Raw genomic sequence first — 15,860 nt, 5'->3', positions numbered from 1 at the left:
ATATTACATCAACTATTAATCTTCAGGATATTTTAGATATCAAATGAATTACCTTATCTTGTTAATAAGTCAAGCATAATTAAATTTATAATGTAAGTCTATGAGCTTATCTTACTTTTTATGCAAAGAATAAGAAGATTATTTTTATACATTATCTTAATATAGTATTACCTGATTTAGTATTACCTCACTTCTGATAGTGGTATAGAGATAATAAACGATAATTCATATATTTAGATGTTGGCTTGGTCTCTTTATCTATGAACCATTAACAGCTTGATTAGATACAGCTGTTATGTTTTTTATAAATTTATAAAATATAATATGATGTTTTTATCTTTGATAAAAAATATGATATATATCAATGTGATTAATGTAAATTTTACTTATCTTGTGGTTTTGATGATAAGAATTGTCATAATTGTGTTGTTTCTTAAGATTTTAATTAGCAATATGTATATTTATATATATTTATATTAAATTATTCTACATTATAAAAATAATTATTCTGATAATGTCGTGACATAACTATCGATTGATACATGATTACAAACTAAGAAAATAGATAAATTTAATTTTTATGCATATATCAATACCTTAAAAGATACTATAGATATGTAGTATATTAGAAAATCTGAATATATTCATTCCCTCTGTTATCTAATATATCTTTATAATTATTAGGTAAGATATTAAATAATAATAGCGTTTAATCCGCTGCCAACTGCAGTTTATTATATCATATTATGACCAATAACAAGAATTACAGCATGTACTTATAAAGTAGATTGGTATATTCTGTATAATACAATGGTATGATACGATCATGTATGAATTTTATATTTTAAATAAAATTATGTCATTATCTAGAAAGACTATATGATATAAAACTATTTAAGATTGAAATCTTTATATAATTTCAAATTTTAATCATTTCCACGAAATGAGATTACATCTTGTAAGTCTATGTATAATAAGGTCTTTGTGATAAAAACTCTAAAATATATTACTATAACTACGTTGATGTTACTATTAGTACCGATAGCAGTTGTTCTATCTGGATGGCGATGGCAACCCATCAATATGGGTTCTAACATTAAATTAGTATTCTGGATTACTGAATCTGCGACATATCCTTGGATTATTTTAACTAATATTTTTCTTTGCAGTTATTTTTCCTTTTGCTTAAGATTTCGCTTGAAGTCGATGTTATTACTATCAGTATTTCTAACTTCTGTTTTATGTTTTGGACAGAGTGTAAAAAGTCTATTAAAGAATCAAGTTCAGTCACTTCGTCCTTATGACGTATGGATTTCTGATAATTACTCCATGCAAATACGTCCATATCGTGACCCACAGTATTCAGAGTGCCAAGAAGAACTGCTTCAAGAAAAACTATATAAAGGTCTGTCTAATAACATAAATATCCCGCCCTGTTTAATACATCACTGGGTTTCTGCAAGTAAATTCTCTTTTCCTTCTGGGCATACACTATTTGTTACCACCTGGGCACTATTAGGGGCGGGTCTTCTTTGGTCACGTCATTGCTATTGTTCTGTCTTTATTCTAATCAGCTGGGCTGTGGCTGTCATGGCTAGTCGACTTTTGTTAGGCATGCACTGGCCAAGGGATTTGTTAGCTGCCATTATACTTAGCTGGTTGATAGCTACTCTAGCAACCGTTTTACTACATTATATTAGAGGTGTATCTCTTAATAATATTAAAAAATAAAAGCAATATCAGATTTAGATAATGCCATTAGAATATTTAGGCTTGCATTTTACTCGTTATAGTGTGATTAATCTATTGATCACATATATCTTGAATAATTGTTTTTATAAATAGCATGAGTAAATTACTGATTAAGTGATTTCTTAATTACCTATTTATGATAGGTCTGCGGGGTTAAACACCGTCTAAAAGCAAACCGTCTAAAAGTAACTAGATAATGGTTTTATTTTTTCATTTTACTCTGATCGATCAGAATGTTATCGTTATCGTAGAATATAGGATATTTTTTTATCCAAGAAAGGATAAATCGATAGGATACTGATAAAACTACAGGACCTATAAATAGCCCAATCATACCAAAAGAAAGTAAACCCCCAATAATACCGACAAGGATTAATATTATAGGCAAATCTATTCCTTTTTTAATTAGAAATGAACGCATGACCGTCTCTAAAGCGCTTAGTAGAACACTCCAGATAAGTAATACTGTTCCTCCAGTATTATCACCTGTCCAGTATAGCCAAATTATTGCCGGAATTAATACAATTAGAGATCCTAGCTGAACTAAGCATGAAAAAATCATTACTACGGTTAGAATAGTTGCGAAAGGAACACCTGATATACTTAAACCAATACCACCTAGTAACCCTTGTGCGCATCCTGTAATAACTATCGCACAAGACACAGCTCTTATCGCTTGTATTCCTAGTACAAGCACAGACTGACCATACTTAGGTGAAACAGTAACAGCGAAACATTGGATATTCTCCCCTATCTTATCACCATACCAGTAGAGACATACACTAGAAGTTAACATCAGTCCTAAATGTATCATAAAACGACCTAAATGCTTAGCTTGACTTAAAACAAAACTAGTTGTACGACCAGCATATGGTTGTAGCTGTGCAAGTAGTGTTTTACCACTAGCATCAACTAGATCATGATAATATAAGTAAAATTTTTGCCCTATTATTGGAATGGTGTTTAACCAATACAATTGAGGGCTTTCAAAATGCCTAGTATTTAACCAAATCATAAGGAGACTACTATTTTTAATTACACTGTTAATTAGCAGGATAATGGGGATGATAAATACTAAAATCAAAGTTAATGCCATCACTAAAACGGCTAGTAATCTCTTCTTCCATAATACACGTTGAATTTTTAGAAACAGAGGCCAGGTAGTAATAACTATCATACTACCCCAGGTAAAACTAATAATAAATGGTTTTAGTATCCATAAACACATAATACTCATAAGACAAATAAATAACAGTGAGAGTGTGATATCTGGTAAATCTCTATGTTTTGGCATGTGTTTCATTAAAAAACCATAATTTTAAACATCTAAGCAAAATATTATTTTAGGCTCAATATTATACTTCTTTTATCAAAACAGAACGTGCAATTTATAAAACATATACTGATTTTCTAATATTAATTATATTCAGTATTGTTATTACTCTCAAGTGATTTATATTGGTTAATTATTAGAACTAATATAATTCGATGATATCAGATATAGTATGTTCATTGGATATAACATGATTTTCTGTAAGAAAAAGAACACAACAATACTAAGTAAAATGCTTAATCAAAGCCATAAACCTTAAAAAGGTACTATTTATTTAATCCTTTCACTTAATAAGTTGAGCAGAACAGGTTTGTGATGTGTAAAATCTAAAAATTTTCACACTATAGATGCACTCAAGTACGCATCTAGCGTCTAATAACGTTATATATATGGAATATATCCATGGGATTGGAATATGCAATATTAATCATTCTATTTTAGGAATACAAAAGCGATAATATACACATCAAGTACTAATAGCATATATTAAAAGTATATTGCCATTCGTTCATAAGTAGCATGTGATTGGAGGTAAAGTGAAATTTAAGCTAGATACTATTGATGGATATGCTCGTCGTGGTCAATTAATTTTTCAAAATGGTATAGTAGAAACGCCAGCATTTATGCCAGTTGGAACCTATGGAGCAATAAAAGGGGTGACGCCAGAAGATCTTCAAGAGACAGGTACACATATCATTCTTAGCAATGCGTTTCATTTATGGTTGCGCCCTGGGCTTGAAATTATAAAAAAGAATGGGGATTTACATAATTTTATGCACTGGAAAGGCCCAATTCTCACTGACTCGGGGGGGTTTCAAGTCTTTAGCTTGAGAAGAATCAATACAATTACTGAAAAAGGAGTTCACTTCCGTAATCCAATTAATGGTGACTTTGTCTTTCTTGATCCGGAGACATCCATGAAAATACAGTATATACTCAATGCTGATATTACTATGATTTTTGATGAGTGCACTCCGTATCCATCGTCTTGGCATTACAGTAAACATTCTATGGAAATGTCACTGCGCTGGGCACAACGTAGTCGAGATTATTTTAATTTTTTAGGTAACCCCAATGCATTATTCGGTATTGTTCAAGGAGGTATGTATGAAGATTTACGAGAGCTATCAGTGCAAGGTTTATTGGATATTGGATTTGATGGGTATGCTATAGGTGGTGTAGCTGTTGGGGAACCCAAGAAGGAAATGTATTATATTCTCGAACATACCTGCTCAGCATTGCCCCAGGAAAAGCCTCGTTATCTAATGGGTGTTGGTAAACCTCAGGATGTCGTTCAGGGTGTATCTTGTGGTGTGGATATGTTTGACTGTGTAGTACCTACCCGTCACGCCCGTAATGGATGTCTTTTTGTATCTAATGGTGTAGTGAATATTCGTAATGCCAAATATAAAAATGATACATTAGTACTTGACCCTGAATGTACTTGCTATACCTGTAAACATTACAGTCGTTCTTATTTGTATCATTTAGATCGTTGTCATGACATTTTAGGTGCACGCTTAAATACAATCCATAACTTGCATTATTATCAGAACCTGATGTTAAATATGCGTCAGGCGATTTCAGAAGGCAAATTAAAAAAATTTATTAATCATTTTTACGATAAGACTAGTTACGTTTCATACCATAATTAAGGTGTTCGCTAGATTTTCGAATAAATGATTATGGTTTGCAGCGCATACATCTTACATAAAGATATCTAGAGAGTATACAATCATCCGCCTCATAGACTAAATCATGCACTAGCAAACTCGCAGTCTATGATAAAATTTAACGCAAACTCAGTGTAATCCTGAATTTTGAAGCAAGCGTAAAGATACTTACCAAAAATTATAACTATTAAAGATACTAAAATAGTATACGATCAATCAAAAATGATTTGAGTATTATTATCAAAGGCCTGACGAGTGGTATTATTAGATAGTTATTCAGAACAGAAGAAGAATAGCAAGTGGGTCTAAATAAAAGAGAATAGAGAACTTAATTAGATGTCGAATTACAGGATGTGATAAATAAAAACTAAGAAACTCGATCTTCAATCGCAGTTGATATACTTAAAGATATACAAATAAAAGTTATGCATTTGATATAAATCAATAACTTGTACAATGCTGTAGGCATGTCTTCCTCTAGAAACAAGATGTTAGACTAATTACGATATATAAGATCTGATAATTTAAATTGTGCTGCTCAGGCCATAGAAATTACAGAAAATCATGCCGAGAAAGACTGCTATGCCTTTAATGAGGAATAGCATGAGTAAAAGTACAGAATGTAGTACAAAGAAATGTTTTTATAAACTCGATACACCCTGAGATATAGTAATTTTACTAAAAAAAGAAATATAATATAATATATATGACTAACCTCTAATGATCATATGGCACGCATAACATGCAACCATATTTTATCTTAACATTAACAATAATCACAACATGTAATTATTTTTCCTTAAGGGAGCTTCCATGCTAAATCGTTATCCGTTATGGAAGTATCTAATGCTAATTCTGACATTGCTCATCGGTCTATTATATGCGCTACCAAACCTATATGGGGAAGATCCAGCTATTCAAATTACTAGCGCGCGTAAAAAGATTATGAACAAAAATATTCTAACTAAGATCCAAAACGCTTTAAAACAAAAAAATATTGAAAGTAAATCTGTTATTTTGGGCTCTGACGATATCTTAATACGTTTTATAAGTACTGATCTGCAGTTGAAAGGGCACGAAGTAATTACTAGGCTTCTTGGAAAAGATTACATTGTTGCTTTGAATCTTGCCCCAGCAATACCCAAGTGGTTATCTATGCTATCTGCTAATCCAATGAAGCTCGGCCTAGATTTACGTGGTGGTGTTCATTTTCTTGTGGATGTGGACATGGATACCATAATGAGCAAATTACAAGATAATATCCTAGACAAACTGCGACAAACTCTCACTATGCAAGGTATGCCCTATATTAATCTGCTGAAGGGCAATCAATACGAAGTTTTATTACGCTTTCGTGATACGGTATCTTGTGATAATTTTATTAAATATCTAGTTTCTTGTCATTCTGACATGGTTATTCAAAAACATGTCGGTCACCTCTTAACAGTCAGGGCAAGCGACCAGCGCATACAAACTGCTCGCGAGTATGCACTACAGCAAAACATACATATTTTGCGAAATCGCGTTACTCAGTTAGGTTTAGCAGATATTCTTGTGCAGAGACAAGGAGAGCACCGTATTATAGTAGAGCTGCCAGGTATTCAAGATACTGCTCGCGCTAAAGAAATCCTTGGTGCTACGGCAATGTTAGAATTTCGTTTAGTTAATACTATGAGTGATGCTAACGGAGTCATACCTGATGACTCGGAATTAAAAGAAACACGTGATGGACAAGCAGTAGTTGTATATAAAAAAGCTATCTTAACTGGAGATCATATTATAGACTCCACCTATAGTACCAATGAATATAATGAACCACAGGTGAATATTTTACTAGATAATTCAGGTGGTAATATCATGTCTAGCTTTACAAGGAAACATATAGGTAAAGCAATAGCGACTATCTTTACTGAATATAGAGAACGCAGCAAAAGAGATATAAATAGTCATTCTGCTTTAGAAAGGCATGATGAAATTATTAATTTAGCACGTATTCAGTCCTCATTCGGTAGTTCTTTTTGTATTAGCGGAATCTCTTATCCACAAGAAGCGCGGCAGCTAACGTTACTTCTACGAGCTGGTGCTTTAAGTGCTCCAATTCAGATTATAGAAGAACGCATTATTGGTCCAAGTTTGGCATTACAAAATATTAAACAAGGTGTTACTGCCTGTGTGTGCGGTGTTGTCGCATCTATTGTTTTTATGATTATGCGATATAAAATCTTCGGGTTAGCAGCTACTTGTGCGCTTCTAGCTAATTTAATACTCATGGTGGCAATTATATCAGTACTACCGGGCGCTACTCTAACCATGCCAGGTATTGCTGGTATTGTTTTAACCCTAGTAGTAGCTGTAGACGCTAATGTACTAATTAACGAACGTATTAGAGAGGAATTGCGTAATCAAAGATCTATACAAAAGGCTATTGACGTAGGCTACCAAGCAGCGTTTTCAAGTATTCTAGATGCTAATATAACAATGCTAATTAAAGTAATTATCTTATATGCAGTTGGTTCTGGTTCAATAAAAGGCTTTGCAATTACTACTGGAATTGGTATAGCTACTTCTATGTTCACTTCACTGGTAGGCACGCGTGCGATAATTAATTTGATATATGGCGGAAAACGTATACATAAATTATCCATTTGAGGGGGATATGTTGGGACAGAATTATAGTAAAGATATGGATTATAGAGAAAACGTGATACAATTTATGTCTTGGAATAAGATAGCGTTTTCTGTTTCTGGATTCTTATTGATATTAGCAGTAATAATGATTAGTACGCGTGATTTTTATTGGGGCCTAGATTTTACTGGTGGTACGGTTATTGAAGTTTCTCTTGACAAACCAGCTAATTTAGATCGTATTCGCAGTAGATTTAAACAAGACGGTTTTACTGCAATACAAGTACAAAACTGTGGTAGCAGTCATGATCTTATAATACGCGTACCTTTACAAGAAAAGTATCATGATACTGCTGTAAGAAGTCAAATTATCAACAGTATTCAGAGTTTCACTCAAGAAAAAGTTATCGTGAAGCGTATTGAGTTTGTGGGTCCTCGTGTAGATAGCGAACTACTCATAATAGGAGGTGCAGCTTTACTTTCAGCGTTAATAGCGATTTTTTTATATATTACATTCCGTTTTGAATGGAGGTTGGCTTCAGGCACTGTTCTGGCTTTAATGCACGATCTAATTCTTACTATTGGCGCTTTATCTCTATTTCAAATAGAGATAGATCTTACTATTATTGCATCGTTACTATCAGTAATAGGTTATTCTTTAAATGATAAAATTGTAGTTTCTGATCGTATTCGTGAAAACTGCCGTAAACGCTCTTACTCTTCTTCTTATTATATTACTAATCTTTCCATAACACAAACATTTAGCCGAACAATAATCACCTCGATTATAACCTTAATGATGGTATTAGTTTTATTTATTTTTGGTGGTACTATGTTGAGGGGTTTTTCATTAACTATGTTAATTGGTATTGTCATTGGTACAGTTTCTTCTATTTATACCTCTTCTGCTTTAGCTTTGCAGCTAGGAATGCAACTAAGTCATTTCACTCATAATAAAGAAGGTAAAGCAACAGAAGAGTAATTTCTAAATTTTTATTCCATTTTGATGTTATCTTTATTCTAAAGATAACGTCCTAAAGTAACACGATCATTACCACTATAATCCTGAAAAGTTGATATTTCACGAAATTGGTTTTTATTCATGATATTCCTAATTATGCTAGCTTGCTTCCAACCGTGCTCTAATAGAAGCCATCCGCCAGGTATGAGATGCTTGCCTGATTCTGCTATAATTAATTTAATATCAGATAGCCCATTATCACCAGAAACTAGTGCGTGCTTTGGTTCAAAGCGAAGATCTCCTTCCAGAAGATGCTGATCAGAACCACACATATAAGGTGGATTGCTCACAATTATAGCAAACTTCTGATCTCCTGCCGTAGAGAACCACCTGCCCAAGATGAAAGCAGTATTCTTTAAGCCTAACTTACTGGCATTGTACGTAGCTAATCTCACAGCAGAAGACATGCAGTCAATACCTAATACTGAACAATTTGCACGTTCACTGGCTATAGCTAATGCTATCGCCCCACTACCACTTCCTAGATCTAATATGTGGCAACCTTTAACCGGAAGGTGAATTAATGCTTTTTCTACTAAAATCTCACTATCTTGGCGAGGGATCATTACATCGGATGTGATATGTAATGGAAGAGACCAAAATTCACGTTCTTTAGTAAGGTATGCGATTGGTTCTCCGGAGGAGCGTCGCACTAGGAATTGTTCAAGCTTTGTAAGAATACAAGGTGAGAGAACGCTATCATCAAAACCAATCAACCAGCTTCTAGATCTACCTGTTACGAACCCTAATAGAATTTCTGCATCTCGCTTTGGGTTTTCACTGCGCGCAAGTCGCTGGATTGCTATCTTCATCCAGTTACTTATCTTCATTAGTCTTTCTCAGAAGCAAGAGCGGTTAATTGATCTGCTTGATGTTCTTGCATGATCGGTTCAATCAGGGTATTTAGCTTTCCTGCCATCACATCATCTAAACAGTATATCGTTAATTGGATACGATGGTCAGTAATTCTTCCTTGCGGAAAGTTATAAGTGCGATTACGATCCGATCGAGCACCACTACCTAGCAAGCTCCGTCGTGTAGATGCTGTAGTCTGCTGGCAACGAGTTTTTTCTGCATTATATATGCGTGAAGCGAGAACCGAAAGAGCTTTTGCTTTATTTTTATGCTGAGAGCGCTCATCTTGACATTCGACCACTATTCCGGTCGGAAGATGGGTAATGCGAATTGCTGAGTCAGTTGTATTCACATGCTGTCCTCCGGCTCCAGAAGAACGAAAAGTGTCAATTTTCAATTGATTGTTATTAATGACTGAACGCTCAATTTCTGGAAGTTCAGGCATTACTGCTATGGTACATGATGAGGTATGAATGCGACCTTGAGATTCAGTATCTGGTACACGTTGTACACGATGCCCCCCCGATTCAAATTTAAGGCGTCCATAAGCACCTTTTCCAATTACTTTAGTGATTATTTCTTTATAACCACCAATTTCACCTTCATGAGCGCTTATAATTTCAACCGTCCAACACTGAGAGTCGGCATAACGGCTGTACATGCGGAATAAATCACCAGCAAATATTGCTGCTTCATTGCCGCCAGTGCCGGCACGTACCTCTAAGTAACAATTGCGTTGATCATTCTCATCCTGAGGTAAAAGTAAAATATATAGCTGCTGCTCCAAATAGTTATTAATTTTATGTAATGTTTGTAACTCCTCCTGTGCTATTTCGTGCATTTCAGGATCGAGCATCATGTCTTGAGAATTTTTAATTTCTTCTTGGTTTTTTTTCCATTTATGAAAATATTGACTAATATTTATTAACTGTGAATATTCACGGGATAGTGTACGAAAACGCTCCTGATCAGAAATTATAGTAGAATCGCTTAAAATCATTTCAAGCTCTATATAGCGGTCTTGTAACGATTCTAATTTAGATATTATGGAGAGCTTCATATTTATAATAATACCCTATCAATCTGATTTTTTTATTAAGATAATCATAGAATATATATATCAAAACAAACAACGTTGAGTGACCTTGTATCTAAAAATTAGATCTGTTCTTCTAATGTTCTTTTATGCTATATAACGTATTAATTAGTATAAAAGAATTTTTAACGTAAATAGTATACTAATTGAGCGTGAGGATCTTAATTTAAGGTAGTGCTTATTATAAGTGATAGAGTAATTTTGAGATATTTTCGCGTTATCAATAATAAGTCATGACGCACTTCTTAGAAGTACAAGAACTGGATCGTTAGTTTTTCTATGGCGCTAGGAAATGATGATACTTGGTTTTCAAGGGGGTCATAGTTTTTTAAGAATCCTTTCTATACTGAAAATATAATATACTCTGAACATTTCTTCAAATCAAGATTATATCTAAACTTTTAGATATACTTTTCTCTATGATTAGAGACTATTTGGATAGATATATCTGAGATTGAATATAAAGATGAGTGACCTCATAAATTAATTTTATATATTTGTGCGGCATTCATGATTTATTATTCAAAAGCAAGAGGTAAGCATTATATATTTTATATAAGATCAAGCTACTCAAGCGTTACTGCTACAAATAATCATTATGATATCAATGTGCTTCCAGTATGACTCTCTGACTTTATATCAAGATACTATTTTAAAGTAAATAGCTGCGGTTGTCATTAGCCTAATGAATAAGTGTAATTTCTTATTTTAAATTTATTTTCGTAAGTGGTCTGTATTGATATCTATAATCTGTTCATACAAAAATTGTGAATTGTATCTTGTATATGGTGCAAAAAATAGCTATTTAGCTTATCGTTTAATATACTACTTAAAATATAGTTGTGATACATGTATGATGGTACGTTGCTTGATTATTCTCTCTGGCTTAACTAAGAGCAGTTATGTGCGACGTTTTACTCCGAAAGTATCTAAATTTTATCTTCATAATAGATAGCAAAGAAGATTCCCAGACACTATATGAGTCAGTCTTGTCTTTTGATCAAAGCAGTATGTGATGAAATAGGATAGTATGCTCGAATAAATAGCAGAAACTTACGTTGTTATTGATTATAACATAGAGAGCAAAAATTTAATATCATTCCCTATTTTTCTTTTGAGATAGATCTTGCGCAGAAAATCATTTTTATGATATAAATTTTGTTTTCTTACTCATTACTTCGTCATTTTTAAATTAAGATCAGGCCTTGTAAGTACACTGAGAATTTACCTGATTTAGTGCTGGATATATCCGATATTCTATTAATTTCTATAATAGAGTAGAACTCTCATCATGATGATAATATTGGCAATCAACTGATTCATACCTTACGACATAATATATATCTATTAATATATTTGAAGTAGTTATTGAAATTCTTTTTTCAGAGAGCCGCACGATATGATGCACTGAAGCATGAAACGGATAACATCTGATGCCTCAGTAACTATAGCATAAGAGTTTCTAATTTTTTAGGATTGATACGAAGTCAGTGTAAATATCTTATGATAACTTTTATGATAACTTAATGATACATCTCTAATGTATTTTAAGACTAAGGCACATCATCACGATCCATCAGTAAAACACCGAATTTATTGATAGAGCTGACGTGGTTTATGCAACAAGCGATTAAGCAAGAAAAGTGTGCATGTATTAATCTATTTATGAAGTTAGTGCACTGAATTCATATCAATGGTGAACATATTAATCGTACTGAACTGATTCTTTTAAGGATCTCACTGGATAATGTTGTCAATATTATTGGCGTATGCTCGGTTTAAGAAATTGATTTATCTTTCGTATATATTGTTACTAGCCTGTAGCCAAGGCCCTTACTTAAAAACAGAAGCCGTAAGTGAAATTAATACAAATCCAAAATGGAACCATCACCAGAATTTAGTTAAAGCACTTACCCAGTATCAAGTGCATGGTACATTACTCTTATACTCTAATAATCAGAAATTATTTGCCCGTTTTTACTGGAAACAAATATCTCCTCATCACTATCAATTTCTGTTGAGCAATCTATTAGGTATGACAGAGCTCCAATTAGAACAAAAGGATCAATTTGTCTATATTCATACCAGGGACAGGAAATGCGTGGTGAGCGAGAAATATGCAGAATATATAATATTTCAATTAACTGGAATCATGGTTTCACTAAAAAATTTTAGTCAGTGGATTATGGGGCTACCTGGGGCCTCTACCGATTTTAGGCTCGATTCAGAGTCTCATTTGCGTGAATTAAGCTTTGGTATATCAAGCACTCAGTTACATATTTTTTACTTAGGATATCGAAAAGCACCCGATAAACCAGCGATGCCTTCTCACATTGAGCTGTATCAAGGAAAGCAACGGATTAAGTTAAAAATAGATCAATAGGAATAACCATGATCACTAAATGGCCGTCTCCGGGAAAGTTAAATTTATTTCTTTATATTGTTGGTCGACGCTCCGATGGTTATCATAATCTGCAAACTTTATTCCAATTTCTCGATTATGGGGATACACTCCTAGTGGAGAATAATCATAGTGGTGAACTTACATTATTAAAATCTCTTCCTGGTGTCAAAGACGAAAACAATCTTATTATCCGCGCAGCAAAATTATTACGGGATCAGGCAAAATCATATGGCGCATTATCTCACAACGCTGGTGCCACCTTACAAATAGACAAACAATTACCGATTGGTGGTGGCGTAGGTGGCGGTTCATCGAATGCAGCGACTGTTTTAGTGGCGCTTAATTATTTATGGCATACAAATTTTAGTGTAGAACAACTAGCAGCTTTGGGGTTGCAACTTGGTGCTGATGTACCAGTGTTTATTTACGGTTTATCTTCTTTTTCTGAGGGGATTGGTGAGCGTCTAACTCCAATAGTACTTTCTAAAAAATGGTACTTAGTGATTTACCCTGGTGTTAGTACTAGTACTTATCAAATTTTTAACGACCCTTATCTTACCAGAAATACACCCTGTCGTCAGATGCAAGAGTTATTATTGGGCACATTTTATAATGATTGTGAGGCTGTTGTCAGAAATCATTGTAATGAAATTGAACAACTAATGTCTTGGGTGATGCTGTATGCTCGCCCACATTTAACTGGAACAGGTTCATGTGTGTTTGCAGTATTTGATACTGAGATCTTAGCTCGTCAGATACTAAATCGGGTGCCTGAAAGGTGGACAGGGTTTGTTGCTCGCGGAGCCAACCTCTCCGTATTATACCATAGTGTTATGTCGCGCTTCATCGAACAAAACATTTAAATGACAGTAAGTAGAGTGAAGTAATGTTAATTAAATTAGGGGGTCTATTGTCTATTCTGATAGAATCATAGCGTACATCTTTTATTGACTATTATTGACAAAAAATAACTTTTGATAACTCATAAATTTTGATGATTAATTGTTAATTGAATTTGCAAGGAACAGTCAATAAAGCAAGTAAACACATGCGTTTATCGTTTACATGGTATTTTCATCTACCCTGTATCTCAAAAAAGACAATGTCAAAGCAGTATGCTACTTGGATTAATTTATTTTACTAGATTGCAAACTTGAGGTTTTTCTTGTGCCTAACATGAAGCTTTTTGCTGGTAATGCTACTCCAGAATTAGCACAACGCGTAGCAGATCGTCTTCAAAGTGGACTATGCAAGGCTGCTGTAGGTCGTTTCAGCGATGGCGAAGTGAGTGTTCAAATCAATGAGAATGTACGTGGTGATGACATCTTTATTATCCAGTCTACTTGTGCTCCTACTAATGATAATCTAATGGAATTAATAGTGATGGTTGATGCTCTACGTCGCGCTTCTGCCGGTCGAATTACTGCAGTAATTCCATACTTTGGTTATGCACGCCAAGATCGTCGTGTACGCTCCTCTCGTGTTCCCATTACTGCAAAAGTTATTGCTGATTTTTTATCTAGTGTTGGTGTGGATCGCGTATTAACTGTGGATTTACATGCTGAACAGATCCAGGGGTTCTTTGATGTACCGGTTGATAATGTTTTTGGTAGTCCTATTCTTCTAGAAGATATGTTACAAATTGGTTTGGAAAATCCTATTGTAGTTTCTCCGGATATAGGTGGAGTAGTAAGAGCGCGTGCTATGGCTAAATTACTTAACGATACAGATATGGCTATTATTGATAAACGTCGTCCTCGTGCCAATGTATCGCAGGTAATGAATATCATTGGTGACGTGGCAGAGCGTGATTGTGTATTAGTGGATGACATGATTGACACTGGTAGCACCTTATGTAACGCGGCAGAAGCTCTTAAATATCGAGGAGCCAAACGTGTTTTTGCATACACTACTCATCCAATTTTTTCAGGCAACGCAGTGAATAATCTACGAAATTCAATGATTGATGAAGTGGTAGTGTGTGATACGATTCCACTACCTGAAGAGATTAGGGCGCTACCTACCGTACGTACTCTGACGTTATCAGGTATGTTAGCTGAAGCAATTCGTCGTATTAGTAATGAGGAGTCAATTTCAGCAATGTTTGAGTATTAAGGGGTTCTTGATTTTGTCTGAGTAAAATTACTCATAATACTAGATCAGTCCATATTAAATAGACTCATATGAGGTGAGGTTCTTTATAATGTATTTTATTTATGGGATGTACGCTCTGTATCGATTTTGCGAGTATACTTCTTTGTTTGTATTGAACATTAAGGATGCATATAACAACTACTGTTAAGAGTCAAACATTAAGATCTCTCCAATCTAAGAGTTTTGTTATGCCTAAATCAATTTTCACTATGATAACCAGCTGAAATATGTTTTTAATACATGCATTAGTACATATATTCTAAATAGTTCGCTAGATCGTGTGTGCTTTATATTATAAATATCATTAGTGTTTTTTGCAATTTTGATTTATTGAGATAGGTTGTTATGTACACTAGAGTTTTATATCTCTACAATCTAGAACAATACAGACTATGTGTATATTGTATAAAGCATCAATGTTCTTTATGATTCGTATCATCAAGATACTATAGCACAAGATGTACTATACCTTGTAAGGTGTGCTGCATATAAATTAGCGACTACTGCAAATGATCGTTATGAATCACTGAAATACATACGTCATCGAATGATGATTAATTTTTACATGTATTATGTATATAAACTATAATGCGATATTCAATAGTACACGCCGTGATTAATAGAATCACCATATATATTATCGTCAGCAAATTGTGTATAAGAAGAGCATGTCGGGTCATCTAGTTGTTATTACTTTTGAAATTTTTCATATTATTTACATGGATGATGTACTGAATATTAAAATAAATCATTGAATTAGTCGAATGAGAAGTATTTATTGATTTTAAATGATTAGTACCTTGAACCCCTAAAGATAAAATAGCCTAATAGAAAATGGTTATTAATTGAGTATGCTTTATACATTCTAACATACAGAATGTATCCTACATCATATAACGTGGATGGCTTCTTACATTCTTAAACCCTTAAACTGTAATACAGTATCC

10 protein-coding genes are annotated in these 15,860 nt (G+C 33.8%); 7 read left to right on the top strand and 3 right to left on the bottom strand.

The genetic code is table 11. From position 1 onward, the window contains the following. Positions 1-1,023 precede the first annotated feature (1,023 nt). Positions 1,024-1,731 (top strand): phosphatase PAP2 family protein, encoded by a 708-nt coding sequence (locus CIPSTX3056_RS02085; protein ID WP_157883606.1) that lies wholly within the window; start codon positions 1,024-1,026, stop codon positions 1,729-1,731. Positions 1,732-1,954: 223 nt separating this feature from the next. On the opposite strand, the gene ydiK is transcribed toward CIPSTX3056_RS02085, so the two are convergent. Further along, positions 1,955-3,046: an AI-2E family transporter YdiK gene (ydiK, locus tag CIPSTX3056_RS02080; protein ID WP_232037535.1), complete on the bottom strand. Its 1,092-nt coding sequence runs from the start codon at positions 3,044-3,046 to the stop codon at positions 1,955-1,957. A 575-nt stretch (positions 3,047-3,621) separates the two neighbouring features. Between ydiK and tgt the strand changes: the two genes are divergently transcribed. The 3 genes from tgt (at position 3,622) to secF (ending at position 8,365) form a co-directional block, all read left to right on the top strand. Next, positions 3,622-4,740 carry a tRNA guanosine(34) transglycosylase Tgt gene (tgt, locus tag CIPSTX3056_RS02075; protein ID WP_072666301.1) on the top strand — a complete coding sequence of 373 codons (1,119 nt, stop codon included), beginning with the start codon at positions 3,622-3,624 and terminating at the stop codon, positions 4,738-4,740. 831 nt (positions 4,741-5,571) lie between these two features. Then, a complete protein-coding gene (gene secD / locus CIPSTX3056_RS02070; protein WP_072666300.1) occupies positions 5,572-7,407 on the top strand; it encodes a protein translocase subunit SecD in 1,836 nt (611 codons plus the stop codon). Positions 7,408-7,417: 10 nt separating this feature from the next. After that, positions 7,418-8,365: a protein translocase subunit SecF gene (gene secF, locus CIPSTX3056_RS02065; protein WP_083595517.1), complete on the top strand. Its 948-nt coding sequence runs from the start codon at positions 7,418-7,420 to the stop codon at positions 8,363-8,365. Between the two features lie 38 nt (positions 8,366-8,403). On the opposite strand, the gene prmC is transcribed toward secF, so the two are convergent. Both prmC and prfA read right to left on the bottom strand, forming a co-directional pair. Beyond that, the gene (gene prmC / locus CIPSTX3056_RS02060) at positions 8,404-9,234 is read right to left on the bottom strand and encodes a peptide chain release factor N(5)-glutamine methyltransferase (RefSeq protein ID WP_072666299.1); all 831 of its coding nucleotides are present in this window, start codon (positions 9,232-9,234) and stop codon (positions 8,404-8,406) included. Beyond that, positions 9,234-10,319 carry a peptide chain release factor 1 gene (gene prfA, locus CIPSTX3056_RS02055; RefSeq protein ID WP_072666298.1) on the bottom strand — a complete coding sequence of 362 codons (1,086 nt, stop codon included), beginning with the start codon at positions 10,317-10,319 and terminating at the stop codon, positions 9,234-9,236. The genes prmC and prfA overlap by 1 nt, the downstream gene beginning before the upstream one ends. A gap of 1,783 nt (positions 10,320-12,102) precedes the next feature. Here prfA and lolB point away from each other — a divergent pair. From lolB to CIPSTX3056_RS02040, 3 genes are all read left to right on the top strand, one after another. Further along, on the top strand, positions 12,103-12,738 hold the full coding sequence (gene lolB, locus CIPSTX3056_RS02050) for a lipoprotein insertase outer membrane protein LolB (protein WP_083595504.1): 636 nt from the start codon (positions 12,103-12,105) through the stop codon (positions 12,736-12,738). Positions 12,739-12,746: 8 nt separating this feature from the next. Beyond that, positions 12,747-13,622 (top strand): 4-(cytidine 5'-diphospho)-2-C-methyl-D-erythritol kinase, encoded by an 876-nt coding sequence (gene ispE / locus CIPSTX3056_RS02045; RefSeq protein WP_072666297.1) that lies wholly within the window; start codon positions 12,747-12,749, stop codon positions 13,620-13,622. Positions 13,623-13,926: 304 nt separating this feature from the next. After that, positions 13,927-14,874 (top strand): ribose-phosphate pyrophosphokinase, encoded by a 948-nt coding sequence (locus tag CIPSTX3056_RS02040; protein ID WP_125918799.1) that lies wholly within the window; start codon positions 13,927-13,929, stop codon positions 14,872-14,874. Positions 14,875-15,860: the final 986 nt, after the last annotated feature.

The organism is Candidatus Erwinia haradaeae (assembly GCF_900698965.1).
Classification (GTDB): domain Bacteria; phylum Pseudomonadota; class Gammaproteobacteria; order Enterobacterales; family Enterobacteriaceae; genus Erwinia_E; species Erwinia_E haradaeae_A.
Note: the sequence above shows the minus strand (reverse complement) of the source record. Positions and strands in the feature narration are given on the sequence as shown.

Coding starts and splice junctions, on each gene's coding strand:
- ydiK (WP_232037535.1), bottom strand. CDS start 3,046: ATGCCAAAACATAGAGATTTACCAGATATCACACTCTCACTGTTATTT.
- lolB (WP_083595504.1), top strand. CDS start 12,103: ATGTTGTCAATATTATTGGCGTATGCTCGGTTTAAGAAATTGATTTAT.
- prfA (WP_072666298.1), bottom strand. CDS start 10,319: ATGAAGCTCTCCATAATATCTAAATTAGAATCGTTACAAGACCGCTAT.
- secD (WP_072666300.1), top strand. CDS start 5,572: ATGCTAAATCGTTATCCGTTATGGAAGTATCTAATGCTAATTCTGACA.
- CIPSTX3056_RS02085 (WP_157883606.1), top strand. CDS start 1,024: ATGTTACTATTAGTACCGATAGCAGTTGTTCTATCTGGATGGCGATGG.
- prmC (WP_072666299.1), bottom strand. CDS start 9,234: ATGAAGATAAGTAACTGGATGAAGATAGCAATCCAGCGACTTGCGCGC.
- ispE (WP_072666297.1), top strand. CDS start 12,747: ATGATCACTAAATGGCCGTCTCCGGGAAAGTTAAATTTATTTCTTTAT.